The organism is Streptomyces sp. NBC_00503 (genome assembly GCF_036346895.1).
Classification (GTDB): domain Bacteria; phylum Actinomycetota; class Actinomycetes; order Streptomycetales; family Streptomycetaceae; genus Streptomyces.
The window spans coordinates 1,958,383-1,984,433 of record NZ_CP107855.1 but is presented as its reverse complement, the minus strand read 5'-3'; the positions used below and the strand labels follow the sequence as shown (position 1 = coordinate 1,984,433).

The 26,051-nt window shown below is 69.8% G+C and carries 22 protein-coding genes; 13 read left to right on the top strand and 9 right to left on the bottom strand.

Annotation, left to right across the window (positions count from 1 at the left end; all coding sequences use genetic code 11):
• The first annotated feature begins 126 nt into the window (after positions 1–126).
• The 7 genes from OG490_RS09260 (at position 127) to pgi (ending at position 9,138) form a co-directional block, all read left to right on the top strand.
• On the top strand, positions 127–3,090 hold the full coding sequence (locus OG490_RS09260) for a M14 family metallopeptidase (RefSeq protein ID WP_330295792.1): 2,964 nt from the start codon (positions 127–129) through the stop codon (positions 3,088–3,090).
• A 208-nt stretch (positions 3,091–3,298) separates the two neighbouring features.
• Positions 3,299–4,303, top strand: a complete 1,005-nt coding sequence (gap, locus tag OG490_RS09255) for a type I glyceraldehyde-3-phosphate dehydrogenase (protein ID WP_243338363.1) — start codon at positions 3,299–3,301, stop codon at positions 4,301–4,303.
• 142 nt (positions 4,304–4,445) lie between these two features.
• The gene (locus OG490_RS09250) at positions 4,446–5,657 is read left to right on the top strand and encodes a phosphoglycerate kinase (protein ID WP_330295791.1); all 1,212 of its coding nucleotides are present in this window, start codon (positions 4,446–4,448) and stop codon (positions 5,655–5,657) included.
• A gap of 5 nt (positions 5,658–5,662) precedes the next feature.
• A complete protein-coding gene (tpiA, locus tag OG490_RS09245; protein WP_330295790.1) occupies positions 5,663–6,439 on the top strand; it encodes a triose-phosphate isomerase in 777 nt (258 codons plus the stop codon).
• A gap of 140 nt (positions 6,440–6,579) precedes the next feature.
• Positions 6,580–6,810 carry a preprotein translocase subunit SecG gene (gene secG / locus OG490_RS09240; RefSeq protein ID WP_330300854.1) on the top strand — a complete coding sequence of 77 codons (231 nt, stop codon included), beginning with the start codon at positions 6,580–6,582 and terminating at the stop codon, positions 6,808–6,810.
• 180 nt (positions 6,811–6,990) lie between these two features.
• Positions 6,991–7,326, top strand: coding sequence for an RNA polymerase-binding protein RbpA (locus OG490_RS09235; protein WP_007263454.1), 336 nt, complete (start codon positions 6,991–6,993; stop codon positions 7,324–7,326).
• A gap of 159 nt (positions 7,327–7,485) precedes the next feature.
• Positions 7,486–9,138 carry a glucose-6-phosphate isomerase gene (gene pgi / locus OG490_RS09230; protein WP_330300853.1) on the top strand — a complete coding sequence of 551 codons (1,653 nt, stop codon included), beginning with the start codon at positions 7,486–7,488 and terminating at the stop codon, positions 9,136–9,138.
• A gap of 66 nt (positions 9,139–9,204) precedes the next feature.
• Here pgi and pgl read toward each other — a convergent pair whose 3' ends face one another.
• From pgl to tkt, 5 genes are all read right to left on the bottom strand, one after another.
• Positions 9,205–9,987, bottom strand: a complete 783-nt coding sequence (gene pgl, locus OG490_RS09225; protein ID WP_330295789.1) for a 6-phosphogluconolactonase — start codon at positions 9,985–9,987, stop codon at positions 9,205–9,207.
• A gap of 100 nt (positions 9,988–10,087) precedes the next feature.
• On the bottom strand, positions 10,088–11,125 hold the full coding sequence (gene opcA, locus OG490_RS09220; RefSeq protein ID WP_330295788.1) for a glucose-6-phosphate dehydrogenase assembly protein OpcA: 1,038 nt from the start codon (positions 11,123–11,125) through the stop codon (positions 10,088–10,090).
• Positions 11,122–12,651, bottom strand: a complete 1,530-nt coding sequence (zwf, locus tag OG490_RS09215) for a glucose-6-phosphate dehydrogenase (RefSeq protein WP_330295787.1) — start codon at positions 12,649–12,651, stop codon at positions 11,122–11,124. Before zwf ends, opcA begins: the two co-directional genes overlap by 4 nt.
• 5 nt (positions 12,652–12,656) lie before the next feature.
• Positions 12,657–13,775 (bottom strand): transaldolase, encoded by a 1,119-nt coding sequence (gene tal, locus OG490_RS09210; protein WP_330295786.1) that lies wholly within the window; start codon positions 13,773–13,775, stop codon positions 12,657–12,659.
• 35 nt (positions 13,776–13,810) lie between these two features.
• A complete protein-coding gene (gene tkt, locus OG490_RS09205) occupies positions 13,811–15,898 on the bottom strand; it encodes a transketolase (RefSeq protein WP_330295785.1) in 2,088 nt (695 codons plus the stop codon).
• A 270-nt stretch (positions 15,899–16,168) separates the two neighbouring features.
• Here tkt and OG490_RS09200 point away from each other — a divergent pair, with 270 nt between their 5' ends.
• From OG490_RS09200 to OG490_RS09190, 3 genes are all read left to right on the top strand, one after another.
• A complete protein-coding gene (locus OG490_RS09200; RefSeq protein WP_330300852.1) occupies positions 16,169–17,116 on the top strand; it encodes a heme o synthase in 948 nt (315 codons plus the stop codon).
• Positions 17,117–17,161: 45 nt separating this feature from the next.
• The gene (locus OG490_RS09195) at positions 17,162–17,521 is read left to right on the top strand and encodes a hypothetical protein (RefSeq protein WP_330295784.1); all 360 of its coding nucleotides are present in this window, start codon (positions 17,162–17,164) and stop codon (positions 17,519–17,521) included.
• Positions 17,522–17,709: 188 nt separating this feature from the next.
• Positions 17,710–18,810, top strand: coding sequence for an amidohydrolase family protein (locus tag OG490_RS09190; protein ID WP_330295783.1), 1,101 nt, complete (start codon positions 17,710–17,712; stop codon positions 18,808–18,810).
• 83 nt (positions 18,811–18,893) lie between these two features.
• Here the strand turns inward: OG490_RS09190 and OG490_RS09185 are convergent, their stop codons facing one another.
• The 4 genes from OG490_RS09185 to OG490_RS09170 all read right to left on the bottom strand — a co-directional run bounded on the left by OG490_RS09185 (position 18,894) and on the right by OG490_RS09170 (position 22,794).
• Entirely contained in the window at positions 18,894–19,883 is a 990-nt protein-coding gene (locus OG490_RS09185) for a COX15/CtaA family protein (RefSeq protein ID WP_443065775.1), read from the bottom strand.
• A gap of 4 nt (positions 19,884–19,887) precedes the next feature.
• A complete protein-coding gene (locus OG490_RS09180; RefSeq protein ID WP_330295782.1) occupies positions 19,888–21,024 on the bottom strand; it encodes a hypothetical protein in 1,137 nt (378 codons plus the stop codon).
• Positions 21,025–21,103: 79 nt separating this feature from the next.
• Positions 21,104–21,871 (bottom strand): ABC transporter permease, encoded by a 768-nt coding sequence (locus OG490_RS09175; RefSeq protein ID WP_330295781.1) that lies wholly within the window; start codon positions 21,869–21,871, stop codon positions 21,104–21,106.
• Positions 21,868–22,794: an ABC transporter ATP-binding protein gene (locus tag OG490_RS09170; protein WP_330295780.1), complete on the bottom strand. Its 927-nt coding sequence runs from the start codon at positions 22,792–22,794 to the stop codon at positions 21,868–21,870. The genes OG490_RS09175 and OG490_RS09170 overlap by 4 nt, the downstream gene beginning before the upstream one ends.
• A 133-nt stretch (positions 22,795–22,927) precedes the next feature.
• Here OG490_RS09170 and OG490_RS09165 point away from each other — a divergent pair, with 133 nt between their 5' ends.
• The 3 genes from OG490_RS09165 to sufB all read left to right on the top strand — a co-directional run bounded on the left by OG490_RS09165 (position 22,928) and on the right by sufB (position 26,012).
• Positions 22,928–23,719, top strand: coding sequence for a formate/nitrite transporter family protein (locus OG490_RS09165; protein ID WP_330295779.1), 792 nt, complete (start codon positions 22,928–22,930; stop codon positions 23,717–23,719).
• A 101-nt stretch (positions 23,720–23,820) separates the two neighbouring features.
• Complete coding sequence (locus OG490_RS09160) at positions 23,821–24,600, top strand: helix-turn-helix transcriptional regulator (RefSeq protein ID WP_443065774.1); 780 nt, start codon at positions 23,821–23,823, stop codon at positions 24,598–24,600.
• Positions 24,597–26,012 carry a Fe-S cluster assembly protein SufB gene (sufB, locus tag OG490_RS09155; protein WP_330295777.1) on the top strand — a complete coding sequence of 472 codons (1,416 nt, stop codon included), beginning with the start codon at positions 24,597–24,599 and terminating at the stop codon, positions 26,010–26,012. Before OG490_RS09160 ends, sufB begins: the two co-directional genes overlap by 4 nt.
• The last annotated feature ends 39 nt before the right edge of the window (positions 26,013–26,051 follow it).

The following is a 26,051-nucleotide window of genomic DNA, read 5'->3' as shown; positions in this document are numbered from 1 at the left end:
ACTCCGTAAGAGGTCCGCGCGATCACTCGTGCGGACCTCTTTCGGTATGCCCCATTGACATGAGCATGGGCTGATCGTGAGCCTGTCGTCCGAAGCTTTCGTGGCAGACGACGCCCAGGGGGGCACATGAGGCACCGCGCGAGATCGATCCTCGCCGCAAGCGCACTCGTCTTGGGAACCACACTGGCCGCACTACCCGCGGCGGCCAGCGCCCAGGCCCGGGCCGACGCCCAGGCAGCGGCGGACGAGGTACGGGTCTACGACGCCGACATCACGAAGGAACAGGTCCCGCTCGTCCAGGCCGCCGGCCAGGACGCGCAGGAGTTCTCCGGACGCCTCCCGGAGTCCGGGACCGCCAAGGTCGAGCTCTACCTCACCGGCGGCCAGGCCAAGGGGCTGGCCGCCCAAGGCGTCAAGCTCGCCGAACGCAAGGTCGCCTCCAAGGCCGCCGCGCGCTCCCTCACGGCCGCCGGCGACGGCGTGTTCCGTCCGTACAGCGGCAAGGGCGGGCTCCAGGAGGAGATCCTGCGCACCGCGCAGGAGAACCCCGGCCTGACCAAGGTCGTCTCCATCGGCAAGACCGTCCAGGGCAAGGACATCCTCGCCCTGAAGGTCACGAAGAACGCCAAGAAGTCCAAGGACGGCGACAAGCCGGCCGTGCTGTACATGTCCAACCAGCACGCCCGCGAGTGGATCACCCCCGAGATGACCCGGCGGCTGATGCACCAGACCATCGACAGCTACGGCAAGGACCCGCGGATCACCAAGCTGGTGGACTCCACGGAGATGTGGTTCCTGCTCTCCGCCAACCCGGACGGGTACGACTACACCTTCACGTCCGACAGCGCGCGCCTGTGGCGCAAGAACATGCGGGACAACAACGGCGACGGCAAGATCACCGCCGGCGACGGCGTCGACCCCAACCGCAACTTCGCCTACCGGTGGGGCTACGACAACGAGGGCTCCTCGCCCAACCCGTCGAGCGAGACCTACCGCGGCCCCAAGGCCTCCTCCGAGCCCGAGACCCAGGCCCTCGACTCGTTCGAGAAGCGCATCGGCTTCAAGTACGCCATCAACTACCACTCGGCCGCCGAGCTGCTGCTCTACGGCGTGGGCTGGCAGGTGGCCACCCCCACCCCCGACGACATCGCCTACAAGGCGCTCGCCGGAACCCCGGAGAACTCGGCCGTACCCGGCTACTACCCCCAGGTGTCCTCGGAGCTCTACACCACCAACGGCGAGGCCGACAGCCAGGCCGCCAACGCCAACGGCGTCATGATGTTCACGCCGGAGATGAGCACCTGCCAGACGGCCTCCGCCGTCGACCCGAACGACCGCTGGAAGCCCGAGGACTGCGCCTCCGTCTTCAACTTCCCGGACGACGAGAAGCTCATCCAGGCGGAGTTCGCCAAGAACGTCCCCTTCGCCCTCTCCGTGGCCGAGAGCGTCCAGCACCCGGACCAGCCGAAGTCCTCCGTGGGCCTGAGCGCCGCGGACTTCACCCTGGACCCCTTCACCACCTCCTACGTGGCCCGCGGCGAGGACCAGACGGTCGCCGTCACGGCCCGCAAGGCGCTGAAGGACAAGGAGGTCAACTTCAAGATCAACGGGGGCCGCACCCACGACGAGGACCTCAAGGCCTGGCAGGGCGGTGACGTCTACGGCGGCGACGACAACAACTACTTCGACGAGTACCGGGCCAAGGTCGACGGCGCCAAGCCCGGCGACAAGGTCGAGGTCTGGTTCACCGGCCGCGACCACGGCGGCAAGCAGGTCTCCAGCGAGCACTTCACGTACACGGTGGCCGAGCGGCCGCGCGCCGACGTCCTCGTGATCGCGGAGGAGGGCGCTCCGGCGCAGCACGCCCAGGAGTACGTGGACGCCCTGCGCGCCAACGGCAAGAGCGCGGCGGTCTGGGACGTGGCCACCCAGGGGGCCCCGCACCACCTCGGCGTGCTGTCCCACTTCCGCACGGCCGTCCACTACACGGGGGCCAAGTCCCCGGGCGGTCCCACCCAGCTGGCGGTGCGCGACTTCCTCAACGAGGGCGGCAAGCTGATCGAGGCCGGTGAGCTGGCGGGCGGCAACGCCCAGGTCGGCCGCGCCGTGACCGACGACTTCAGCCAGTACTACCTCGGTGCCTACGGGCGCGCGACCGTCAGCGGCCCGAGCGGCTTCAGCGGCGCGGGCTCCCTCTCCGGGGCCAAGGGCGGCCTCGGCAACGCCGCGGGCAACCCGCTCGACCGCCCCGGCTCCTACACGGTCACTTCCGACAGCCTGCCCGCGGCCCAGTTCCCGCAGTTCAAGAGCGCGCAGGCGGGCCAGTACGACGGGGTCGTCAACCCGTACGCCCCGTACGCCGGCACCGGGATGGCCTCGGCCACCCACACCGACGACGACTGGAAGCGGCTCACCCGCACCATCGACCTCACCGGGGTCACCGCGGCAGACCAGCCGAAGCTCAAGATGGCGCTCAACTGGAACACCGAGGAGGGCTACGACCACGCGGTCCTGGAGTCCCACACCGTCGGCGGCGACGACTGGACCACGCTGCCCGAGGCGAGCGGCCTGAGCAGCACCACGGTTCCCGCGGAGTGCGAGGCCGGGTTCTTCGTCAACGACCACCCGTTCCTGCGCCGCTACCTCACGCTGGACTCCGCCGGCTGCGCCCCGCAGGGCACCAGCGGCCAGTGGAACAGCTTCACCGGAGCCTCCAACGGGTGGAAGCAGGTCTCCTTCGACCTGAGCGCGTACGCGGGCAAGACCGTCGAGGTCTCGCTCTCCTACATCACCGACCCGGGCTCGGGCGGCCGCGGGGTCTTCGCCGACGAGGCGCGGGTCTCGGTCGGCGGCACGGACCAGGCGGTCGAAGGATTCGAGACCTCGCTCGGGTCCTGGACCGCTCAAGGCGCGCCTGCCGGAAGTCCCGATGTTGCGGGCGATTGGTCCCGGTCCGGCGAGCTGTTCAAGTCATATGCCGCGGTCACTACGCGTAACACGGTGCTGCTGGGCTTCGGCCTGGAGCACGTGCCGGCGGCGGCCGACCGTGCCGTACTCGTCGGTAAGGCGCTCCGCTCGCTGAACCGCTGATCGGATGCCCCCGTTGCCCTCACTTTGAGTGACGGGGCACAAGGTCCCCGGGGTCCCGTACTCGTCCTGGAGTGCGGGGCCCCGGGGCGTGTCACACGATGGTCGATGTCACCTGGAAGCTCACGGAGAGGTAGGGTCGTAAGCGGTCGGGGACATCCCATACAGCTCGCCGGCGGACAGGCCGGCGCACCAACGAGGAGATCGGTTCGTGACGATCCGCGTAGGCATCAACGGTTTTGGCCGAATTGGCCGCAACTACTTCCGTGCGCTCCTGGAGCAGGGAGCGGACATCGAGATCGTCGGTGTCAACGACCTGACTGACAATGCCACCCTGGTGCACCTTCTCAAGTACGACACCATCCTGGGCCGCCTCAAGGCCGAGGTCAGCCACACCGACGACACGATCACCGTCGGCGGCAACACCTTCAAGACCTTCGCCGAGCGCGACCCCGCGAACCTGCCTTGGGGCGAGCTGGGCGCCGACATCGTCATCGAGTCGACCGGCATCTTCACGAAGAAGGCCGACGCCGCCAAGCACATCGCGGCCGGCGCGAAGAAGGTCCTCATCTCGGCTCCGGCCAAGGACGAGGACATCACGATCGTGATGGGCGTCAACCAGGAGAAGTACGACGCGGCCAACCACCACGTCATCTCCAACGCCTCCTGCACCACCAACTGCGTGGCGCCGATGGCCAAGGTTCTCCTCGAGAACTTCGGCATCGTCAAGGGCATGATGACGACGGTCCACGCGTACACGAACGACCAGCGCATCCTGGACTTCCCGCACTCGGACCTGCGTCGCGCCCGCGCCGCCGCCGAGAACATCATCCCGACCACCACGGGTGCCGCCAAGGCCACCGCGCTGGTCATCCCGGAGCTGGCGGGCAAGCTCGACGGCATCGCGATGCGCGTCCCGGTCCCCACCGGTTCCGTGACCGACCTCGTCATCGAGCTCGAGCGCGAAGTCACCAAGGACGAGGTCAACTCGGCCTTCCAGAAGGCTTCTCAGGGCCAGCTCAAGGGCATCCTGGACTACACCGAGGACGCGATCGTCTCTTCCGACATCGTGAACTGGCCGTACTCCTGCACCTTCGACTCCTCCCTGACCATGGTCCAGGGCAAGAGCGTCAAGGTCATCGGCTGGTACGACAACGAGTGGGGCTACTCCAACCGCCTCGTCGACCTGACCGTGTTCGTCGGCGGCCAGCTCTAAGCACCAAGGCAGCAGGCACCACAATGTGAGCACCGGGGCTCGGGCAGCGCGACGAAGCGCTGTGCGGGCCCTGTTGCTTGCCTTGTACCTCTCACCTCGCACGGACACAGGATCCGGCCGGGGAAAAGGAGTAGTAACAGCAATGAAGACGATCGACGAACTTCTCGCCGAGGGCGTTTCCGGTAAGCGGGTCTTCGTCCGCGCCGACCTCAACGTGCCGCTGGCCAATGGCGAGATCACCGACGACGGCCGCATCCGCGCCGTGCAGCCGACCATCGCGAAGCTCGCCGAGGCCGGCGCCCGCGTGGTCGTGGCCTCGCACCTGGGCCGCCCCAAGGGCGCCCCGGACCCGGCCTTCTCGCTGGCCCCCGCCGCGATCCGCCTCGGTGAGCTGCTCGGTACGGACGTCGCGTTCGCCACCGACACCGTCGGCGCCTCCGCCAAGGAGACCGTCGCCGCCCTCGCCGACGGCCAGGTCGCCGTCATCGAGAACCTCCGCTTCAACGCCGGTGAGACCGCGAAGGACGACGCCGAGCGCGGCGCCTTCGCGGACCAGCTGGCCGAGCTGGCCGACATCTACGTCGGTGACGGCTTCGGCGCTGTCCACCGCAAGCACGCTTCGGTCTTCGACCTCCCCGCGCGCCTCCCGCACGCGGCCGGCTACCTCATCGCCACCGAGGTCGGCGTCCTGAAGAAGCTGACCGCCGAGGTCAAGCGCCCGTACGTGGTCATCCTCGGCGGCGCCAAGGTCTCCGACAAGCTCGCCGTCATCGACCAGCTGCTCGGCAAGGCCGACCGGATCCTCATCGGCGGCGGCATGGCGTACACCTTCCTGTACGCCAAGGGCTACGAGGTCGGCATCTCCCTGCTCCAGAAGGACCAGGTGGAGGTCGTCAAGGAGTACATGGCGCGCGCCGAGGCCAACGGCGTCGAGCTGGTCCTCCCGGTCGACATCCTGGCCTCCAAGGACTTCCCGGACCTGAAGACCAAGGCCCCGGCCGAGTTCATCACGGTCGACGCGGACAAGATCCCCGCCGACCAGGAGGGTCTGGACATCGGTCCCAGGACCCGCGAGCTGTACGCCTCGAAGATCGCCGACGCCGAGACCGTGTTCTGGAACGGTCCCGTGGGCGTCTTCGAGCACCCCGACTATGCGAACGGCACCAAGGCCATCGCGCAGGCGCTCCTCGACAGCAGCGCCTTCACGGTCGTCGGCGGTGGCGACAGCGCCGCCGCGGTCCGCATCCTCGGCTTCGACGAGAACGCTTTCGGCCACATTTCGACCGGTGGCGGCGCCTCCCTCGAGTACCTCGAGGGCAAGACGCTCCCCGGCCTCGCCGCACTGGAGGTCTGAACCGCATGACCACGCGTACCCCGCTGATGGCGGGCAACTGGAAGATGAACCTCAACCACCTCGAGGCCATCGCGCACGTCCAGAAGCTCGCCTTCGCCCTGGCCGACAAGGACTACGACGCCGTCGAGGTCGCGGTACTGCCGCCCTTCGTCGACCTCCGCTCGGTCCAGACCCTGGTCGACGGCGACAAGCTGAAGATCAAGTACGGCGCCCAGGACATCTCGGCGCACGACTCCGGTGCCTACACCGGCGAGATCTCCGGCCCGATGCTCTCGAAGCTGAAGTGCTCCTTCGTGGCCGTCGGCCACAGCGAGCGCCGCCAGTACCACGCCGAGAGCGACGAGATCTGCAACGCCAAGGTCAAGGCCGCCTACAAGCACGGGATCACCCCGATCCTGTGCGTCGGCGAGGGCCTGGACATCCGCAAGGCCGGCCAGCAGGTCCCGTACACGCTGAGCCAGCTCGACGGCGGCCTCAAGGACGTCCCGGCCGAGCAGGTCGAGTCCATCGTGATCGCGTACGAACCCGTCTGGGCGATCGGAACCGGCGAGGTCGCCACCCCCGAGGACGCCCAGGAGGTCTGCGGAGCGATCCGCGCGCGCCTCGCGGAGCTGTACTCGCAGGAGCTGGCCGACAAGGTCCGCATCCAGTACGGCGGCTCGGTCAAGTCCGGCAACATCGCCGCGATCATGGCCCAGCCCGATGTCGACGGCGCCCTGATCGGCGGCGCGGCGCTGGACGCGGACGAGTTCGTCAAGATCGTCCGGTTCCGCGACCAGTGAGTATGCGGTAGGGCGGATCCGTCGTACCCTTGCGGGGGCCAGCAGGCTGAAATCATCAGCCACTGGCCCCCGCGCACGTAATCGGCAATGCGGGAACGCCGGAATGCCAGTAAGCCAGAAGGTAGGAATCAGCCGTGATTATGGGGTTCTCGATCGCCCTGGTCGTCTTCAGCGCCCTGCTGATGCTGCTCGTGCTGATGCACAAGGGCAAGGGCGGCGGCCTTTCCGACATGTTCGGCGGCGGCATGCAGTCGTCGGTCGGCGGCTCCTCGGTCGCGGAGCGCAACCTGGACCGCATCACCGTGGTGATCGGCCTGCTGTGGTTCGCGTGCATCGTCGCGCTCGGCCTGCTCATGAAGTCCGGCAGCTGACCCGTTCTGGCCGTTCCGGCAGTCCGGTCGGCTCTCCCCGGCCTATCATGAGGTCCGGCGTTCACGTCTGGAATGGGTAACTCCAGTCACTGGACGCGCGTTGGGCCTTACGTAGACTTGGGCGCCCGCGGACGGAATCCACTCACGCTTCGCGGCACCATCACGCAGGGAGTTACGACCGTGGCAAGTGGCAACGCGATCCGTGGTAGTCGGGTCGGAGCGGGGCCGATGGGCGAGGCCGAGCGCGGCGAGTCCGCGCCCCGCCTGCGCATCTCCTTCTGGTGCTCGAACGGGCATGAGACGCAGCCGAGCTTCGCCAGCGACGCGCAGGTGCCGGACACCTGGGACTGCCCGCGCTGCGGGTTCCCGGCCGGTCAGGACCGGGACAACCCTCCGGCGCCGCCGCGCACCGAACCGTACAAGACGCACCTGGCATACGTACGGGAACGGCGTACGGACGCCGACGGCGAGGCGATCCTCGCCGAGGCGCTCGCCAAGCTGCGCGGCGAGATCTGACGCTTCCCCGGCAAAAGAACTGATGTGACATCGGGCCCGGCCCGCAGGAGTCTTCCTCTCCCGCGGGCCGGGCCGCTTTGTGTCGGTTGTGCCCCTTCCCATCCCTTAGGTTGGAGAACGGCGGGGCACGACAGGACGGAAGAAGTGGTGATGTCCGAGATGAACGCAGACAGTCGTACGAAGCTCAACCGGATGCCCGAGTGGCTGGCGCTCACCAAGCACCGGGAAGAGCTGGGGCAGACGCATCTGCGGGAGCTGTTCGAGGCGGATCCGGGCCGGGGCGCCGGATACACCCTGCGGGCCGGGGACCTGCACATCGACTACTCGAAGCACCTCGTCACCGACGAGACGCTGACGCTGCTGCGCGAACTGGCGAAGGCCACGGGCGTGGCGGAACTCCGCGAGGCGATGTTCCGCGGAGAGAAGATCAACACGACCGAGGACCGGGCGGTCCTGCACACCGCGCTGCGCGCCCCGAGGGACGCGGTCGTCGAGGTGGACGGGGAGGACGTCGTACCCGGCGTGCACGCCGTCCTCGACAAGATGGCGGCCTTCGCCGACCAGGTCCGCTCGGGCGCGTGGACCGGCTTCACCGGCAAGCGCATCAAGAACGTCGTCAACATCGGCATCGGCGGCTCCGACCTGGGCCCGGCGATGGCGTACGAGGCGCTGCGCGCCTTCTCCGACCGGGGACTGACCCTGCGCTTCGTGTCCAACGTGGACGGCGCGGACCTGCACGAGGCCGTGCGGGACCTGGACCCGGAGCAGACGCTCTTCATCATCGCCTCGAAGACCTTCACGACCATCGAGACCATCACCAACGCCACCTCGGCGCGCGAATGGCTCCTCGCGGGCGTCGGCGGTGACCAGGCGGCCGTGGCGCGGCACTTCGTGGCACTGTCGACCAACGCCGAGAAGGTGACCGCGTTCGGCATCGATCCGGCCAACATGTTCGAATTCTGGGACTGGGTCGGCGGGCGCTACTCCTTCGACTCCGCGATCGGCCTCTCGCTGATGGTCGCGATCGGCCCGGACGCCTTCCGTGAACTGCTGGGCGGGTTCCGGGAGATGGACGAGCACTTCCGCACGGCGCCGCCGGAGGAGAACGCGCCGCTGCTGATGGGCCTGCTGGGGGTCTGGTACGGGGCGTTCTTCGACGCCCAGTCGCACGCGGTACTGCCCTACAGTCACTACCTGTCCCGCTTCACCGCGTACTTGCAGCAGCTGGACATGGAGTCCAACGGCAAGTCCGTGGACCGCGAGGGCAATCCGGTGGAATGGCAGACCGGACCGGTGGTGTGGGGCACGCCCGGCACCAACGGCCAGCACGCGTACTACCAGTTGATCCACCAGGGCACGCGGGTGATCCCCGCGGACTTCATCGGCTTCGCCCGGCCGGTGGCCGAGCTGCGGCCCTCGCTGGCGGCCCAGCACGACCTGCTGATGGCGAACTTCTTCGCGCAGACGCAGGCGCTGGCCTTCGGCAAGACGGCGGACGAGGTCCGATCGGAAGGGGCCCGGGAGCCGCTGGTCCCGCACAAGACCTTCGCGGGCAACCACCCGACGACGACGATCCTGGCGGCCGACCTGACTCCGGCGGTGCTGGGCCAGCTGATCGCCCTGTACGAGCACAAGGTGTTCGTCCAGGGAGCGGTGTGGAACATCGACTCCTTCGACCAGTGGGGCGTGGAGCTCGGCAAGGTCCTGGCGAAGCGCATCGAGCCGGCGCTGGTGGAGGGCGCCGAGGTGGCCGGCCTCGACCCGTCGACCCGGGCGCTGGTGGCGACGTACCGGTCCCTGCGGGGCCGCTGACCCGGGGACGCACGAGGAAGGGCCCGCTCTCCCTGGGGAGGGCGGGCCCTTGCGCGTCCTACGCGGTCAGGAGGAGGCCGGGGGGTACAGGCCCGTCGGGAGCTTCGCGGCCGCAGCGCGGTCGAGGAGCCACAGGGTCCGGGAGCGGCCGTACGCCGCCGCGGCCGGGGCCTGGACCTCGCCGGCCCCGCCCAGCGCGATCGCCACCGCGCCGGCCTTGTCCTCGCCCGCGGCCAGCAGCCACACCTCGCGCGCGGCCCGGATCGCCGGGAGGGTCAGCGAGATCCGGGTGGGCGGCGGCTTCGGGGCCCCGTGGACGCCGACCACCGTGCGCTCGGTCTCCCGCGAGGCCGGGTGCTCCGGGAACAGCGAGGCCACGTGCGTGTCCGGGCCGACGCCCAGCATCAGGACGTCGAAGCGGGGGACCGGCCCGTGGTCCTCGGGGCCGGAGGCCTTGGCCAGCTCCGCCGCGTAGGAGGCGGCCGCCGCGTCCACGTCGACCCCGTAGGGGCCGTCGGAGGCGGGCATGACGTGGACCCGCGCGGGGTCCACCGGGACGGCGTCCAGCAGGGCCTCGCGGGCCTGGACGTGGTTGCGCTCGGGGTCGTCGGCGGGCAGGTACCGCTCGTCGCCCCACCACAGGTCCAGCCGGGCCCAGTCGATGGCGTCCCGGGCCGGGGCCGCGGCCATCGCGGCCAGCAGGCCGTTGCCGTTGCGGCCGCCGGTGAGGACCACCGACGCGCTGCCGCGGGCCGCCTGCGCGTCCACGATCTTCGTGATCAGCCGGGCCGCCGCGGCCTGGGCCATCAGCTCCTTGTCCCGGTGGACGACGACCTGGGGAGTCGTCATACCCATGTGCTGCCGCCTTGTCGGTAGTTCGGAGTGCGGGTGCGTATATGCCGCTGCGCGGGGCTCCCCCGGGGTGGGAGAGCCCCGCGCAGCGGTCGCGTTACTTGGCCGCGGCCTTCTTGGCCGGCTTCGCCGGAGCCGGCTTCGTGGCCGGAGCCTCGGCTTCGGGCTTCGGCTCCGCCGGAGCCTTGGCCGGGGCCGGAGCCTCGGAGTGGGCCGCCAGCTTCGCCACGCCGAACTTCAGCGAGGCCTCGTACGTGTTGTCCGGGTCCAGCCGGCGCAGTTCCTCCGCCAGCAGCTCGGCCGTGTCGCGGCGCTTGAGCGCCACCGCACGGTCGGGCTGTCCCGGCATGCAGAGCGTGGCCAGCGCGCCGTCCGCCCGGTCCAGGACGATCTCGCCGCCCTTGGTCTCCAGGCGGACCGCGGTGAGCCCGGGGCCCGCCGAGGAGGTGCGCTTGACGGGGACCTGGAGCCGGTCCGAGAGCCACATGGCCAGCAGCTCGCAGCTCGGGTTCTCGGTCTCGCCCTCGACGGTCGCGGAGGACACCGAGTGGGTCTGCTGGTCCAGCGCGGCCGCCAGCATGGAACGCCACGGGGTGATCCGGGTCCAGGACAGGTCCGTGTCCCCGGGGGCGTACGCGACCGCCCGCGTACCGAGGGCCTTGATGGGGTCCTCGGTGGCGTAGGTGTCCGTGATCCGGCGCTGGGCGAGCGAACCCAGCGGGTCGCCCGCCAGGTCCTGCGGAGCGCCGTCGGGCCACCAGACGACGACGGGCGCGTCCGGGAGGAGCAGCGGGAGAACCACCGACTGGGCATGGTCGACCAGTTCGCCGTGCAGGCGGAGCACAACCGTTTCCCCGGTACCGGAGTCCGTCCCGACGCGGACTTCCGCGTCGAGGCGGGCACCCTGGCGGCTGCGGGGCGAGCGGCTGGCCCGCTTGATGACGACGATGATCCGCGAGGGGTGTTCGCGGGACGCGTCGTTCGCCGATTTGAGCGCGTCGTACGCGTTCTCCTCGTCGGTCACGATCACCAGCGTGAGCACCATGCCGATGGCGGGCGTGCCGATGTCCCGGCGCGCCTGCACCAGCGCGGCGTTGATCTTGCTGGAGTTGGTCTCCGTGAGGTCGATCTTCATGGCCGGCGCCAGCTCCGTCCGTCTCGTGCGAGCATCTCGTCCGCCTCGACCGGTCCCCAGGTACCCGCCGGGTACTGCGCGGGCTTGCCGTGCTTGTCCCAGTACTGCTCGATCGGGTCGAGGATGTTCCAGGAGAGCTCGACCTCCTGGTGGCGCGGGAAGAGGTTCGCGTCACCCAGCAGGACGTCGAGGATGAGGCGCTCGTAGGCCTCGGGGCTCGACTCCGTGAAGGACTCGCCGTAGGCGAAGTCCATCGTGACGTCCCGGACCTCCATGGAGGTGCCCGGAACCTTGGAGCCGAAGCGCACCGTGACGCCCTCGTCCGGCTGGACCCGGATGACCAGGGCGTTCTGCCCCAGTTCCTCGGTCGCGCCCGATTCGAACGGCAGGTACGGGGCCCGCTTGAAGACGACCGCGATCTCGGTCACCCGGCGGCCCAGGCGCTTGCCGGTCCGCAGGTAGAACGGGACGCCCGCCCAGCGGCGGTTGTTGATCTCCAGGCGGATGGCCGCGTAGGTGTCGGTCTTCGACTTGGGGTCGATGCCGTCCTCTTCGAGGTACCCGACGACCTTCTCGCCGCCCTGCCAGGCCGCCGAGTACTGGCCGCGCACGGTGTGCTTGCCCAGGTCCTCGGGCAGCTCGACCGCGGTCAGCACCTTGAGCTTCTCGGCCACCAGCGCCTTGGGGTGGAAGGAGCCGGGCTCCTCCATCGCCGTGAGCGCGAGCAGCTGGAGCAGGTGGTTCTGGATGACGTCGCGGGCCGCGCCGATGCCGTCGTAGTAGCCGGCCCGGCCGCCGATCCCGATGTCCTCGGCCATGGTGATCTGCACGTGGTCCACGTAGGACCGGTTCCAGATCGGCTCGAACATCGTGTTGGCGAAGCGGAGCGCCAGGATGTTCTGGACGGTCTCCTTGCCCAGGTAGTGGTCGATCCGGAAGACCTCGTTGGGCGGGAAGACGTCGTGCACGAGCTGGTTGAGCTCCTGTGCACTGGTCAGGTCGTGCCCGAAGGGCTTCTCGATGACCGCGCGCCGCCAGGAGCCCTCCTTCTGGTCCGCCAACCCGTGCTTCTTGAGCTGGGCGACGACCTTGGGGAAGAACTTCGGCGGGACGGACAGGTAGAAGGCGAAGTTGCCGCCGGTGCCCTGAGCCTTGTCCAGCTCCTCGATCGTCGACTTCAGCGTCTCGAACGCCTGGTCGTCGTCGAAGTCGCCCTGGACGAAGCGGCAGCCCTGGACGAGCTGCTGCCAGACCTCCTCGCGGAAGGGCGTGCGGGAGTGCTGCTTGACCGCGTCGTGGACCTCCTGCGCGAAGTCCTCGTCCTGCCACTCGCGACGGGCGAACCCGATCAGGGAGAAGCCCGGGGGAAGGAGGCCGCGGTTGGCGAGGTCGTAGACGGCAGGCATCAGCTTCTTGCGTGACAGGTCACCCGTAACGCCGAAAATGACCAGGCCGGACGGCCCCGCGATGCGCGGGAGCCGCCGGTCCTGTGCGTCACGAAGCGGGTTCGCTCCGTTTACAGACAAAGTGTTCAGGCCTCCGTGGGGGCGAGGCGCTCGAGCTCCGCCTCGGTGGACTTCAGCAGGTCGTTCCAGGACACCGCGAACTTCTCGACGCCCTCGTCTTCGAGCAGCTGCACCACATCGTCGTACGAAATGCCCAGCTTCGCGACCGCTTCGAGCTCTTCGCGCGACTGGTCGTAGGTGCCGCGGATGGTGTCACCGGAGACCACGCCGTGGTCGGCGGTGGCTTCCAGGGTGCCTTCCGGCATGGTGTTGACCGTGCCGGGGGCGACCAGGTCCACCACGTACAGGGTGTCCTTGTACGCCGGGTCCTTGACGCCGGTCGAGGCCCACAGAGGACGCTGCTTGTTGGCGTGCGCCTTGTCGAGGGCGGCCCAGCGCTCGGTGGAGAACACCTCTTCGTACGCCTCGTAGGCCAGACGGGCGTTGGCGAGCGCCGCCTTGCCCTTGAGGGCCTTGGCCTCGTCGGTGCCGATGGCGTCGAGGCGCTTGTCGATCTCGGAGTCCACGCGGGACACGAAGAAGGAGGCGACGGAGTGGATCTTGGAGAGGTCCAGGCCCGCGGCCTTCGCCTTCTCCAGGCCCGCCACGTACGCGTCCATGACCTCGCGGTAGCGCTCCAGCGAGAAGATCAGCGTGACGTTGACGCTGATGCCCTTGCCGATGACCTCGGTGATCGCCGGCAGGCCGGCCTTGGTCGCCGGGATCTTGATCAGCGTGTTCGGGCGGTCCACCAGCCAGGCGAGCTGCTTGGCCTCGGCCACGGTCGCCGTGGTGTTGTGGGCCAGCCGGGGGTCGACCTCGATCGAGACCCGGCCGTCCTGGCCCTCGGTCGAGTCGTAGACCGGGCGCAGGATGTCGGCGGCGTCGCGGACGTCCGCCGTGGTGATCATGCGGATCGCCTCTTCGACGGTGACCTTGCGGGCCGCCAGGTCGGCGAGCTGCTGGCCGTACCCCTCGCCGCCGCTGATCGCCTTCTGGAAGATCGCCGGGTTGGTGGTGACACCGACCACGTGCTGCTGGTCGATGAGCTCGGCCAGGTTTCCGGACGTGATCCGCTTGCGGGACAGGTCGTCCAGCCAGATCGCGACGCCCTCGTCGGAAAGGCGCTTCAGTGCGTCTGTCATGGGAATTGCATCTCCTACTGGTCTGGGTACGGTCGTCAGCGCGCGGCGGCGGCGAGCGACTCGCGGGCGGCGGCGGTCACGGCCTCGGCGGTCAGGCCGAACTCGCGGTACAGCACGGCACCGTCGGCCGAGGCACCGAAGTGCTCCAGCGAGACGATCCGGCCGGCGTCGCCGACGTAGCGGTGCCAGGTCAGGCCGATGCCGGCCTCGACGGCGACACGCGCCTTGACCGAGGGCGGCAGGACGCTGTCCTTGTACTCCTGGGACTGCTCCTCGAACCACTCGACGGACGGCATCGAGACCACGCGGGCCGGGACGCCCTCGGCCTGCAGCGCCTCGCGCGCGGCGACGGCGAGCTGGACCTCGGAGCCGGTGCCGATGAGGACGACCTGTGCGTCGCCACCCTCGGCCTCGAAGAGCACGTACCCGCCCTTGGCGGCGTCCTCGTTGCGCTCGTAGGTCGGCACGCCCTGGCGGGTCAGCGCCAGACCGTGCGGGGCGCCCTTGCCGAACACCTTGGTGTGGCGGCGCAGGATCTCGCGCCAGGCGATGGCGGTCTCGTTCGCGTCGGCCGGACGGACCACGTTCAGGCCCGGGATGGCGCGCAGCGAGGCGACGTGCTCGACCGGCTGGTGGGTCGGGCCGTCCTCGCCGAGGCCGATGGAGTCGTGCGTCCACACGTAGGTGACCGGCACGTGCATCAGGGCGGAGAGGCGCACGGCGTTGCGCATGTAGTCGGAGAACACCAGGAAGGTGCCGCCGTAGATGCGGGTGTGGCCGTGCAGCGCGATGCCGTTCATGGCCGCGGCCATGGCGTGCTCGCGGATGCCGAAGTGGATGGTGCGGCCGTACGGGTCGGCCTCCGGCAGCGGGTTGCCCACCGGCAGGAACGAGGAGTTCTTGTCGATGGTGGTGTTGTTGGAGCCGGCCAGGTCGGCCGAGCCGCCCCACAGCTCCGGGATGATCGCGCCGAGCGCTTCGAGGACCTTGCCGGAGGCGGCGCGGGTGGCGACGCCCTTGCCGGTCTCGAAGACGGGGAGCTCGTCCTCCCAGCCGGCGGGCAGCTCGTTGGCGTTGATGCGGTCGAACTCGGCCGCGCGCTGCGGGTTGGCGGTGCGCCAGGCGGAGAACTCCTTCTCCCAGGCGGCCTTGGCCTCGCGGCCCCGGTCCAGCGCCTTGCGGGTGTGCGCGATGACCGCGTCGGAGACCTCGAAGGTCTGCTCCGGGTCGAAGCCGAGCACGCGCTTGGTGGCGGCGACCTCGTCGTTGCCGAGGGCCGAGCCGTGGGAGGCCTCGGTGCCCTGGGCGTGCGGGGCCGGCCAGGCGATGATCGAGCGCGCGGCGATGAAGGAGGGGCGCTCCGTCTCGGCCTTGGCGGCCTGGAAGGCCTCGAACAGGCCCTTCGGGTCGAGGTCGCCGTTGGCCTGCGGGGCCACGCGCTGGACGTGCCAGCCGTACGCCTCGTAGCGCTTGAGAGTGTCCTCGGAGACGGCCGTCTCCGTGTCGCCCTCGATGGAGATGTGGTTGTCGTCCCACAGGAGCACCAGGTTGCCGAGCTTCTGGTGGCCCGCCAGGGCGGACGCCTCGTGGGAGATGCCCTCCTGGAGGCAGCCGTCGCCCGCGATCGCGTAGATCATGTGGTCGAACGGGGAGGCGCCCTGGGCGGCCTCCGGGTCGAACAGGCCGCGCTCGTAGCGGGCGGCCATGGCCATGCCCACCGCGTTGGCGATGCCCTGGCCGAGGGGGCCCGTGGTGGTCTCCACGCCCGCGGTGTGGCCGTACTCCGGGTGGCCGGGGGTCTTGGAACCCCAGGTGCGGAAGGCCTTCAGGTCATCCAGCTCAAGGCCGAAACCGGCCAGGTACAGCTGGGTGTAGAGAGTCAGGGACGAGTGCCCCGCGGAGAGCACGAAACGGTCGCGACCGACCCACTCCGGGTCCGCCGGGTCGTGTCGCATCACCTTCTGGAAGAGGGTGTATGCGACGGGGGCCAGGCTCATCGCCGTACCCGGGTGGCCGTTACCGACCTTCTGGACCGCGTCGGCGGCCAGGATCCGGGCGGTGTCGACAGCACGCTGGTCCAGATCGGTCCAGTCGAGCTCTGTGGTCGTCGGCTTGGTGCTCACCGTTGGTCAGGGCTCCTCTCCACATGTCTAAGTCCCGGTGACGAACGGCGCACCGGCTCGATTCCGAGCCTACCCCCGCCACGGCGTGCAGCTATTCGAGTACCCACTGTCCGGTCATTGCATCTGAGCGCCGATCGGACCAACACGAGGTGACCCCCGCGCAGGGCGAGGTAAGAGCAACGTCTAGAGTGGCTTGGTACGCGCAAGCCTTTACCGGACCTTCATGTTTGAAGGGACCGAGTCGGATGCTTGCTGGATTCTCTGTCAGGGGTGTGCGTGACGGCCGTCGAATCCCGTCCAGCGGGGGTGCTCGGGACGAGCCCCGGTCACCGGCCGTTCGGGGCCCGGGTCATGGCTTTCGTGGCGCTGACCAAGCCGCGGATCATCGAGCTTCTGCTCATCACGACCGTGCCGGTGATGTTCCTTGCCGAGCAGGGCGTTCCTCAGCTGTGGCTGGTTCTCGCAACCTGCTTCGGCGGCTACCTGTCCGCGGGCGGCGCCAACGCGCTCAACATGTACATCGACCGCGACATCGACGCGTTGATGGACCGGACCGCCGGCCGCCCGCTGGTGACCGGCATGGTCAGCCCCCGCGAATGCCTGGCCTTCGGCATCGGCCTCGGCGTGGTCTCCACGCTCTTCTTCGGCCTGCTGATCAACTGGCTGTCGGCCGCGCTCTCGCTCGGCGCGCTCCTCTTCTACGTCGTCGTCTACACGATGCTGCTGAAGCGGCGCACCTCCCAGAACATCGTCTGGGGCGGGATCGCCGGTTGCATGCCGGTTCTCATCGGATGGTCGGCGGTCAAGAACGAGGTCTCCTGGGCCGCGGTCATCCTCTTCCTCGTCATCTTCTTCTGGACGCCGCCGCACTACTGGCCGCTGTCGATGAAGGTGAAGGACGACTACGCGCGGGTCGGCGTGCCGATGCTGCCGGTCGTGGCGGGCAACAAGGCCGTGGCGAAGCAGATCGTCCTCTACAGCTGGGTGATGGTGGCGGTCTCGCTGCTGCTGACCCCGCTCGGCTACACCGGCTGGTTCTACACCTCGGTGGCGCTGCTGGCCGGCGGCTGGTGGCTGTGGGAGGCGCACGCGCTCAACGCGCGGGCCAAGGCCGGGCTGGCGGGCGCGAAGCTCAAGGAGATGCGGCTCTTCCACTGGTCGATCACCTACGTGTCGCTGCTCTTCGTCGCCGTCGCCGTGGATCCCTTCCTCCGCTGACGCTTCCGCTGTTCGTGCTTCCTCTCTTCATTACCTGCCGGTAGCATGCTTTCCGTGGCAGACACCGAGGAGACCGCGAACACGGCGGACAAGAAGCAGGACCGCAGGGCCGCGAAGCTGGCCAAGCAGATCGGCGCGTTCGCCAAGCAGCACGGCGGCGCCGAAGGCCAGCTCGCGCACATCGGCCAGGCGGGCACCCGGATCGTCCTCGTCGGCACGGACGGCGGCTGGGGCGACCTGGTGGCCCCGGAGTACGACACCGCGAAGCTCGCGGCCGAAAAGGCCGGGCTGACCCTCCACGAGGAGTTCGACGGCGAGTTCGCCGCGCGCGTGAAGACCGGTCCGTACGAGTGGTCCCGCATGGCGGGCATGCAGCTGGGCGGAACGCCGAACCCGGTGTCCTAGGCCGTCTCAAACCTGACGGTTTGTAGGGAATGGCCTATTCCGCCAGGAATTTTGGCTTGAAGATCGCGGTCGCGGCCGACTCCGGCCGCGTCACCCTCTCGGTCAACAGCGCGAGCAACACCTCACACCCCGCTCACCCGTTAGGACGTGTGGAAGCCCCTTCCTCACGTCCGCAACGGGATGCCCGGATGATCGAAACGCCGCCCCTGGTGGACCAGTACTGCCAGGGAGTGCTCCGCACGGAGCTCGGCCTCGCCACCTTCGAGGCCCAGCTGATCCCCTCGGCCGGCCCGCCCGCCGCCGGCACCACCTTCTTCGACACCCAGACCGGCTTCGCCCTGCGCCGCTGGTGCCCGCCGCTGCTCGGGCTGGAACCGCACTGCACCCCGGCCCGCTACCTCGCCCGGCGGCGCGAACTGGGCGCCGCCGAGTCGGCCCGCAGACTGCTGCGAGGCTCCGGGGTCGGCGCCCGGCTGGTCGACACCGGGGTGCCCGGGGACCTCACCGGCCCCAAGGAGCTGGCCCTGGCCGGCGAGGCCGAGACCTTCGAACTGGTCCGGCTGGAACTGCTGGCCGAACAGGCCGCCGACACCTCCGGGACCGCCGGAGCCTTCCTGGTCAACCTCGCCGAGGCCGTCCACCACGCCGCAGCCGTGGCCGTGGCCTTCACCTGCGGACCCGGGGCCGGATACCCGGCCGCCCTCGCGGGCTCGCCCGAGCCGCCCGGTCCGGGCGAGGTGCGCGGGGCAGCCGGGCGGTGGCTGGCCGGACGGGCCAGGGGCGGCGCGGTACGGGACCCCGTACTCCTGCGGCACCTGCTGTGGAGCGCGGTGGCCTCCGGGCTGCCGCTCCAACTGCACGTGGGCGGGGGAGCGGGGGAACCGGAGCCGCTGACGGAGTTCGTACGGGCGACCGCGGGGCTGGGGACGCGGCTGGTCCTGCTCGGGGGATACCCGTACCACCGGCAGGCCGCGCGGCTGGCGGCGGCCTTCCCGCACGTCCACGCCGAACTGGGAACGGCCCTGGGACAATCGGGGGCGCGTGCGGCCGCAGTGCTCGCCGAGTCCCTGGAGAGCGCCCCCTTCGGCAAGCTGATGTACGCCGGAGGCGGGGGGCAGCTGGCCGAACTGCACGCGGTGGGCGCGCTGGTCTTCCGGGAGGCGCTGGGTCGGGTCCTGGGCGGCTGGGTCGCCGAGGGGTCCTGGTCCTGGCGGGACGCGGAGCGCGTGGCGGCGATGGTCGCGGCGGGCAATGCCCGCCGCGTCTACCGGCTGGACGAACGGAACTGACGGATCGGACCGCGGCCAGGGGCCCGGCCGCGGTGAGGCGGACCGGACCCGGTGGGCGGATCAGACCGGACCGGTCGGGCGGATCAGACCGTGGCGAGGCGGGCGTCGCCCTGGGCCGGGATCCCGGCCTGCTCGGACGGGCGCTCGCGCAGGCTCAGCGCGACCCGGAGCACCGAGATCCACACCAGGCAGGAGCCGAACATGTGGGCGGCGACCAGGGCCTCGGGGACCTTGGTGAAGTACTGGACGTAGCCGATGCCGCCCTGGGCGAGCAGCACGATCAGCAGGTCCCGGGCGCGCGCCCGGGTGTCGGTGGGGGCGTCGACCACGCGCAGCACCAGCCACATCGCGACGGCGAGCGCACACACCAGCCAGGCGGAGACCGCGTGGACGTGGGCGGTGGCCGACCAGTCGAACGGCATCCGCTTGATCTCGCTGCTGTCGCCGGCGTGCGGTCCGGACCCGGTGACCACGGTGCCCGCCGCGACCAGGACGACGGTGGCCGCGACCAGGGCCCACGACAGCTTGCGCACGGGGGAGGGGACGCGCGGCCGGGCGGGGCCGTCGCCCTCGCGGGTGCGCTGCCAGGTGATCGTCGTCACGGTGATCAGCGAGGTGGCGAGCATGAAGTGCCCGGCCACGCTGTAGGGGTTGAGCCCCGTCAGGACGGTGATGCCGCCGAGTACCGCGTTGCCCATCACGATGGCGAACTGGAGCCAGCCCAGCCGGGTCAGCGAGCGGCGCCACGGCTTGGCGCAGCGGGCCGCGGTGATCGCCCAGCCAACGGCCGCGCAGAGCACGTAGGTCAGCATGCGGTTGCCGAATTCGATGGCTCCGTGGAAGCCCTGCGCCTGGGTGACGATCAGGCTGTCGCTCGTGCACTTGGGCCAGGTGTCGCAGCCGAGACCGGATCCGGTCAGCCGTACCGCGCCGCCCGTGACGACGATGACGATGCTCATGAGCACCGCCGCGAAGGCGGCCCGCTGGATGGTTTGGGGTGACGGGGTCCAGCGGCGGGCGAGGTATGCGAGTGGGGTCAACACGGCCCTTATCGTACGCGGACCCTTGTGCAAAGTTTCACGAGGGGGTGGCGGCTGGTGCGTCGGGGCCGAACACCCGCCGGAACCGGGCGCCGGCGGGGTCGCCCTCCGCGTGCCACCACACGCGGATCCGCCAATGCGCCCCGTCGCCCGGGTAGTCGGACGAGGCCACGAAGCGACGTACCAATTCGTCCGCTACGTCCTCTGCTGTCCTGTTTCTTACTTCTGCCCCGCTGCGCCAGGGATGTGACATGACGTTCCACAGTCCGTCGGAACCGCGGACCTCGATGCGCCACACCGCGACCCAGGGGGTCACCTCCAGCATCGTGCGGACCTGATCGACCTCCAGGCCCAGCCGGACGGCGATCTCCGGCTCCTCGATCCCCTGGATCCGGGCGGCCACCACGGCCCGGGGCAGCAGCCGTTCGGGCAGCAGGCCCCGCGTGCGCAGATTCACCAGGGAGGCGAACGTCAGGAACCGCAGCCGCAGTTCGAGCTGGCGGCCGATGTGGTCCAGGGCCTCCTCGGCCTCCTGGGACTCCTCCGGCCCGGGATCGGCGAGCAGCAGCCGCCGGAAGGAACCTTCCGCGTCCACCGCCCAGGCCACCGAATCCTCCGCCATGCCCAGCTCCGAGAGCCGGTCGCCGAGGAAGACCTTCGCCTGGGCCAGGCCCCGCTGATTGACCGGATCCTCCTGGTCCAGCCCCGCCCACACCTCCACGGCGCCGCGCGTCAGGTCCCGGGCCCGCTCGCCGGCGGCGCGCTCCATGGCGCTCGGCCCGCTCTCGGCCCCCGGCCCCAGGGGATGCAGCGGCAGCCGCTCCCCGTCGCTGAGCGGCCAGGACAGCCAGACCCCCTGGTTGATCAGGCCCCGGGCGTACCAGCGGGCGTACTCCGGGGCGTGCCCGGCGGCCTGCTGCGAGAACCGCAGGCCCTCCTCGATGGCGGCCAGCGCTCCGCCCCGGTCCCCGCCGGCGAAGCGGCGGGCCGCCAGATCGCTCAGGCGCAGACCCAGCCGGGCCGCGCACTCGGCGTCCCCGCGGGCCGGCTCGCGCAGCGCGCCGATCAGCTCGGCCAGCAGGGCATCCGCCTCCGCGGGCTCCGCCTGCGCGGCCCCCGACCTGATCCGTGCCCACTGTTCGTCCAGCCGCAGAACGGCCTCCCGCTGCGCCATGCCCGCCCCCCGGCGTCTGTGGTGCGTGTCGTGTGGAGGCGCTCATCCTCCTGCCCCGACAACGCTCAGGGGAAGGGATTCACTCCCAGCGGAACCATCGCGCCGCGGCGCCCAGGCCGAGTACGGCCCATGCGGCCAGGATCGCCGCGTCGCCCCAGGGCAGCGCGGCCCCGTGCTGGAGCACCTCGCGCAGTCCGTCGGAGAGCGCGGAGATCGGCAGCAGCCCGAGAGCCGACTGGACGGCGCCGGGGAACTTCTCCAGCGGCACGATCACCCCGCCGCCGACCAGCAGCAGCAGGAAGACCAGGTTGGCCGCGGCCAGGGTGGCCTCCGCCTTGAGCGTGCCCGCCATCAGCAGGCCCAGCCCCGAGAACGCGGCGGTGCCCAGCAGGATCAGCAGGGCCACGGAGAGCGGGTTCCCGTGCGGGGACCAGCCCAGCGCGAAGGCGATCACGGTCAGCAGCGCGATCTGGAGCACCTCGGTGACCAGCACGGACAGCGTCTTGGCGGCCATCAGCGCCCAGCGCGGCAGCGGGGAGGCCCCCAGCCGCTTGAGGACCCCGTAGCGGCGGTCGAAGCCGGTGGCGATGGCCTGGCCGGTGAAGGCGGTGGACATCACGGCCAGCGCCAGGATGCCGGGGGCCAGGAAGTCCACCGACTTGCCCGGGCCCACGTCGATGATGTCGACCGCCGAGAACAGCACCAGCAGCAGCGACGGGATGATCACCGTCAGCAGCAGCTGCTCGCCGTTGCGCAGCAGCATCCGCGTCTCCAGCGCGGTCTGCGCGAGGATCATGCGGGACACGGGCGCGGCCCCCGGGTTCGGGGTGAACGTACCGGCGCTCATGCGCGCAGCTCCTTACCGGTCAGCTCCAGAAAAACGTCTTCGAGGGTGTGGCGCTCCACCGAGAGGCTGTCCGGCATCACCCCGTGCTGCGCGCACCAGGAGGCGACGGTGGCGAGCAGCTGGGGGTGGACCTCGCCGGTGACCCGGTAGACGCCGGGGGTGAGCTCGGCGGCCTGGGTGCCGTCCGGCAGCGCCTTCAGCAGCGAGGCCAGGTCGAGGGCGGGGCGGCCGGTGAAGCGCAGGGTGTTCTCGGCGCCGCCGCGGCACAGCTGCTCGGGGCTGCCGTGGGCGATGACCTTGCCGGCGTCGACGACGGCCACCTCGTCAGCGAGCTGCTCGGCCTCGTCCATGTGGTGGGTGGTGAGCACCACGGACACGCCGTCGGCGCGCAGCTCCCGTACGAGGTCCCAGGTCGCGCGGCGGGCCTGCGGGTCGAGGCCCGCGGTCGGCTCGTCCAGGAAGACCAGCTCGGGGCGGCCGACGACGGCCATGGCCAGGGCCAGGCGCTGCTGCTGGCCGCCGGAGAGCCGGCGGTAGGCGGTGCGGCCGCAGCCGCCGAGGCCGAGGCGTTCCACCAGGGCGTCCACGTCCAGGGGGTCGGCGTAGAGCTTGGCCATGTGGCCGAGCATCTCGACGGCGCGGGCGCCGGAGTAGACGCCGCCGGACTGGAGCATCACGCCGATGCGGGGGCGCAGGGCGTCGGCCTGGGTGACGGGGTCGTAGCCGAGGACGCGGACGGATCCGGCGTCGGGGCGGCGGTAGCCCTCGCAGGTTTCCACAGTGGTCGTTTTGCCCGCGCCGTTGGGACCAAGGACTGCGGTGACCGAGGCCCTGCGGACGGTGAGGTCCAAGCCGTCCACCGCTGTTTTGGGGCCGTACCGCTTCACCAGTCCGCGGATTTCCACGGCGGGGTCGTTGCTCATGGGGCTTGAGTCTACGGAGCCGGGGGAGGCGGCCGGGGCGGGGTCGTAGGTCCTGTCTCCGAAGGGTCGTGGACCTGCGCATTCATGACTTTTACGGCTGCTCGGGGGAGGGGTGGGGCCCTAACGTCGAATGGTGAACAGCATCGCTCAGAACGTCGAAGCCACCTCGGGGCAGGCCGAGCACAAGGCGCATGACCTCGGGTCTCCGCCGCGCTACTTCGTATCGGCCATGCTCGCGGGCGCCTACATCGGCATCGGGGAGGTGCTGCTCCTCGTCGCGATCTCGCCGTTCGTGGCCAAGGGCTCGGCGGCCGTGAAGCTGCTGGAGGGCGCGGTCTTCCCCGTAGCCCTGACGATCGTGATGTTCGCCGGCGCCCAGCTCTTCACCAGCAATGTGATGGTCATGCTGGTCGGCGCCCTGTCGGGGCGGACCGGGCCCAAGGACCTGGTCATGTCCTGGGTGCTCTCGCTGGCCGGCAACCTGGCCGGGGCCTTCGCCTTCGGCGCCATGGTGCACGCCTCCGGGGTGACCTCCTCGCCCTCCGCGCGGGCCATGCTGACGGAGATGGTGCACGGGAAGATGGCGCTCAGCGGGGGACAGCTCTTCTGGCGCGCGGTGCTCTGCAACATGCTCGTCTGCCTGGCCATCTGGATGTTCACCCGGGCCCGTGGCGATGCCGCCAAGATTTTCGTCCTGTGGCTGCCGGTGGCGGTATTCGTGGCCGTCGGATTCGAACACTGTGTAGCGAACATGGCTCTTTTCAGCCTCGCGATCCTGGATGGCTCAGCCGGATTCGGTGATCTTTTCCGCAATCTGATGTTCACCGTGCCGGGGAACATCGTGGGCGGGGGATTGCTGGTGGGAGCCGTGTACTGGTTCACCGGCGGGGCCCTGCGCGAGGGCGGAGCATCCACTTCCGTTTAACGCTCCGTGGATAAATAAGGTAACCCTTAGTGATGGAGGCCACCAGGAGTGGCCTCCATCGCCGCTTGTCGCGCGCCGGTTAATTACGCAACAATGGCGTTGTGAAATACGGCGAACGGATGAGCGAGGCCCACCAGGGCGAACTCGCGACCGGGGAGCGGTCAACCCGCAACCGGGTCGCGCGGTCGATCCTGGACCACGGTCCCTCCACCGTCGCCGACCTCGCCCAGCGCCTCGGCCTCACCCAGGCCGCCGTCCGCCGCCACCTCGACACGCTCGTCGCCGACGACGTGGTCGAACCCCGTGAGCAGCGTGTGTACGGCGCGCGCACCCGGGGTCGGCCCGCCAAGGTCTTCGCGCTGACCGCCTGCGGACGCGATGCCTTCGACCAGTCCTACGACTCGCTCGCCGCGGACGCCATGCACTGGATCGCGCAGGCCGCCGGCGGGGGCGAGCAGGGGGCGGCGGCGATCGCCGCCTTCGCCAAGGCGAGGCTGGCCGCACAGGCGGAGACCTACCGCGAGTCGGTGGAAGCGGCCGACCCCGAGGACCGGACCGAGGCCCTTGCCAGGGCGTTGACCGGAGACGGGTACGCTGCTACGGCGAAGAGCGCTCCCGGTCCGCACAGCGGTGAACAGCTCTGCCAGCACCACTGCCCGGTGGCACACGTCGCCGAGCAGTTCCCGCAGCTCTGCGAGGCGGAGACGGAGATCTTCTCCCGCTTGCTCGGGACGCATGTGCAGCGTCTCGCCACGATCGCCCACGGCGACGGGGTGTGCACGACGTTCATTCCGCGCAGCGGAAGCGGCGCCGGTGCCACAGGCGCCACACAGACCAACACCTCAGTATCTGCAAGTACGGCCGGGAGGAACCCCGCATGACCACGGAGACTGCTCACCCTGAGCTCGATGGCCTGGGCACCTACGAATACGGATGGGTCGACTCCGACGCGGCCGGTTCGGTCGCCAAGCGGGGCCTGTCCGAAGAGGTCGTCCGCGACATCTCGGCGAAGAAGTCCGAGCCGGAGTGGATGCTGAACCTCCGCCTCAAGGGCCTCAAGCTGTTCGGCAAGAAGCCCATGCCCAACTGGGGTTCCGACCTCTCGGGCATCGACTTCGACAACATCAAGTACTTCGTGCGCTCCACCGAGAAGCAGGCCGCTTCCTGGGAGGACCTGCCGGAGGACATCAAGAACACGTACGACAGGCTCGGCATCCCCGAGGCGGAGAAGCAGCGCCTCGTAGCCGGTGTCGCGGCCCAGTACGAGTCCGAGGTCGTCTACCACCAGATCCGTGAGGACCTGGAGGAGCAGGGCGTCATCTTCCTCGACACGGACACCGCGCTCAAGGAGCACCCGGAGCTCTTCCAGGAGTACTTCGGCACGGTCATCCCGGTCGGCGACAACAAGTTCGCCTCGCTGAACACCGCCGTGTGGTCGGGCGGCTCGTTCATCTACGTCCCCAAGGGCGTCAAGGTCGACATCCCGCTCCAGGCCTACTTCCGTATCAACACGGAGAACATGGGCCAGTTCGAGCGGACGCTGATCATCGTGGACGAGGACGCCTACGTCCACTACGTCGAGGGCTGCACCGCCCCGATCTACTCCTCGGACTCGCTGCACAGCGCCGTGGTCGAGATCATCGTGAAGAAGGGCGGCCGCTGCCGCTACACGACGATCCAGAACTGGTCGAACAACGTCTACAACCTGGTCACCAAGCGCGCCGTGGCGTACGAGGGCGCGACCATGGAGTGGATCGACGGCAACATCGGTTCCAAGGTCACCATGAAGTACCCGGCCGTCTACCTGATGGGCGAGCACGCCAAGGGCGAGACCCTCTCCATCGCCTTCGCGGGCGAGGGCCAGCACCAGGACGCCGGCTCCAAGATGGTCCACATGGCGCCGAACACCTCCTCCAACATCGTCTCCAAGTCGGTGGCGCGAGGCGGCGGCCGTACCTCCTACCGAGGCCTGGTCGAGATCGGCGAGGGCGCCCACGGCTCCAAGTCGAACGTGCTCTGTGACGCGCTCCTGGTCGACACCATCTCCCGCTCGGACACGTACCCCTACGTGGACGTCCGCGAGGACGACGTGTCCATGGGCCACGAGGCCACCGTCTCCAAGGTCTCCGACGACCAGCTCTTCTACCTGATGAGCCGCGGTCTGACGGAGTTCGAGGCCATGGCGATGATCGTGCGCGGCTTCGTCGAGCCGATCGCCCGTGAGCTCCCGATGGAGTACGCGCTGGAGCTGAACCGGCTGATCGAGCTGCAGATGGAGGGCTCGGTCGGTTAATCCCGGCCCGCCCCCAGCAGCTCTGCGGTCCGTTTCCCC

Coding starts and splice junctions, on each gene's coding strand:
- opcA (WP_330295788.1), bottom strand. CDS start 11,125: ATGAAGATCGACCTCACGGAGACCAACTCCAGCAAGATCAACGCCGCG.
- OG490_RS09170 (WP_330295780.1), bottom strand. CDS start 22,794: ATGAGCAACGACCCCGCCGTGGAAATCCGCGGACTGGTGAAGCGGTAC.
- pgi (WP_330300853.1), top strand. CDS start 7,486: ATGAACGCAGACAGTCGTACGAAGCTCAACCGGATGCCCGAGTGGCTG.
- secG (WP_330300854.1), top strand. CDS start 6,580: ATGGGGTTCTCGATCGCCCTGGTCGTCTTCAGCGCCCTGCTGATGCTG.
- OG490_RS09175 (WP_330295781.1), bottom strand. CDS start 21,871: ATGAGCGCCGGTACGTTCACCCCGAACCCGGGGGCCGCGCCCGTGTCC.
- sufB (WP_330295777.1), top strand. CDS start 24,597: ATGACCACGGAGACTGCTCACCCTGAGCTCGATGGCCTGGGCACCTAC.
- OG490_RS09190 (WP_330295783.1), top strand. CDS start 17,710: ATGATCGAAACGCCGCCCCTGGTGGACCAGTACTGCCAGGGAGTGCTC.
- OG490_RS09195 (WP_330295784.1), top strand. CDS start 17,162: ATGCTTTCCGTGGCAGACACCGAGGAGACCGCGAACACGGCGGACAAG.
- OG490_RS09250 (WP_330295791.1), top strand. CDS start 4,446: ATGAAGACGATCGACGAACTTCTCGCCGAGGGCGTTTCCGGTAAGCGG.
- OG490_RS09260 (WP_330295792.1), top strand. CDS start 127: ATGAGGCACCGCGCGAGATCGATCCTCGCCGCAAGCGCACTCGTCTTG.
- tpiA (WP_330295790.1), top strand. CDS start 5,663: ATGACCACGCGTACCCCGCTGATGGCGGGCAACTGGAAGATGAACCTC.
- tal (WP_330295786.1), bottom strand. CDS start 13,775: ATGACAGACGCACTGAAGCGCCTTTCCGACGAGGGCGTCGCGATCTGG.
- OG490_RS09180 (WP_330295782.1), bottom strand. CDS start 21,024: ATGGCGCAGCGGGAGGCCGTTCTGCGGCTGGACGAACAGTGGGCACGG.
- pgl (WP_330295789.1), bottom strand. CDS start 9,987: ATGACGACTCCCCAGGTCGTCGTCCACCGGGACAAGGAGCTGATGGCC.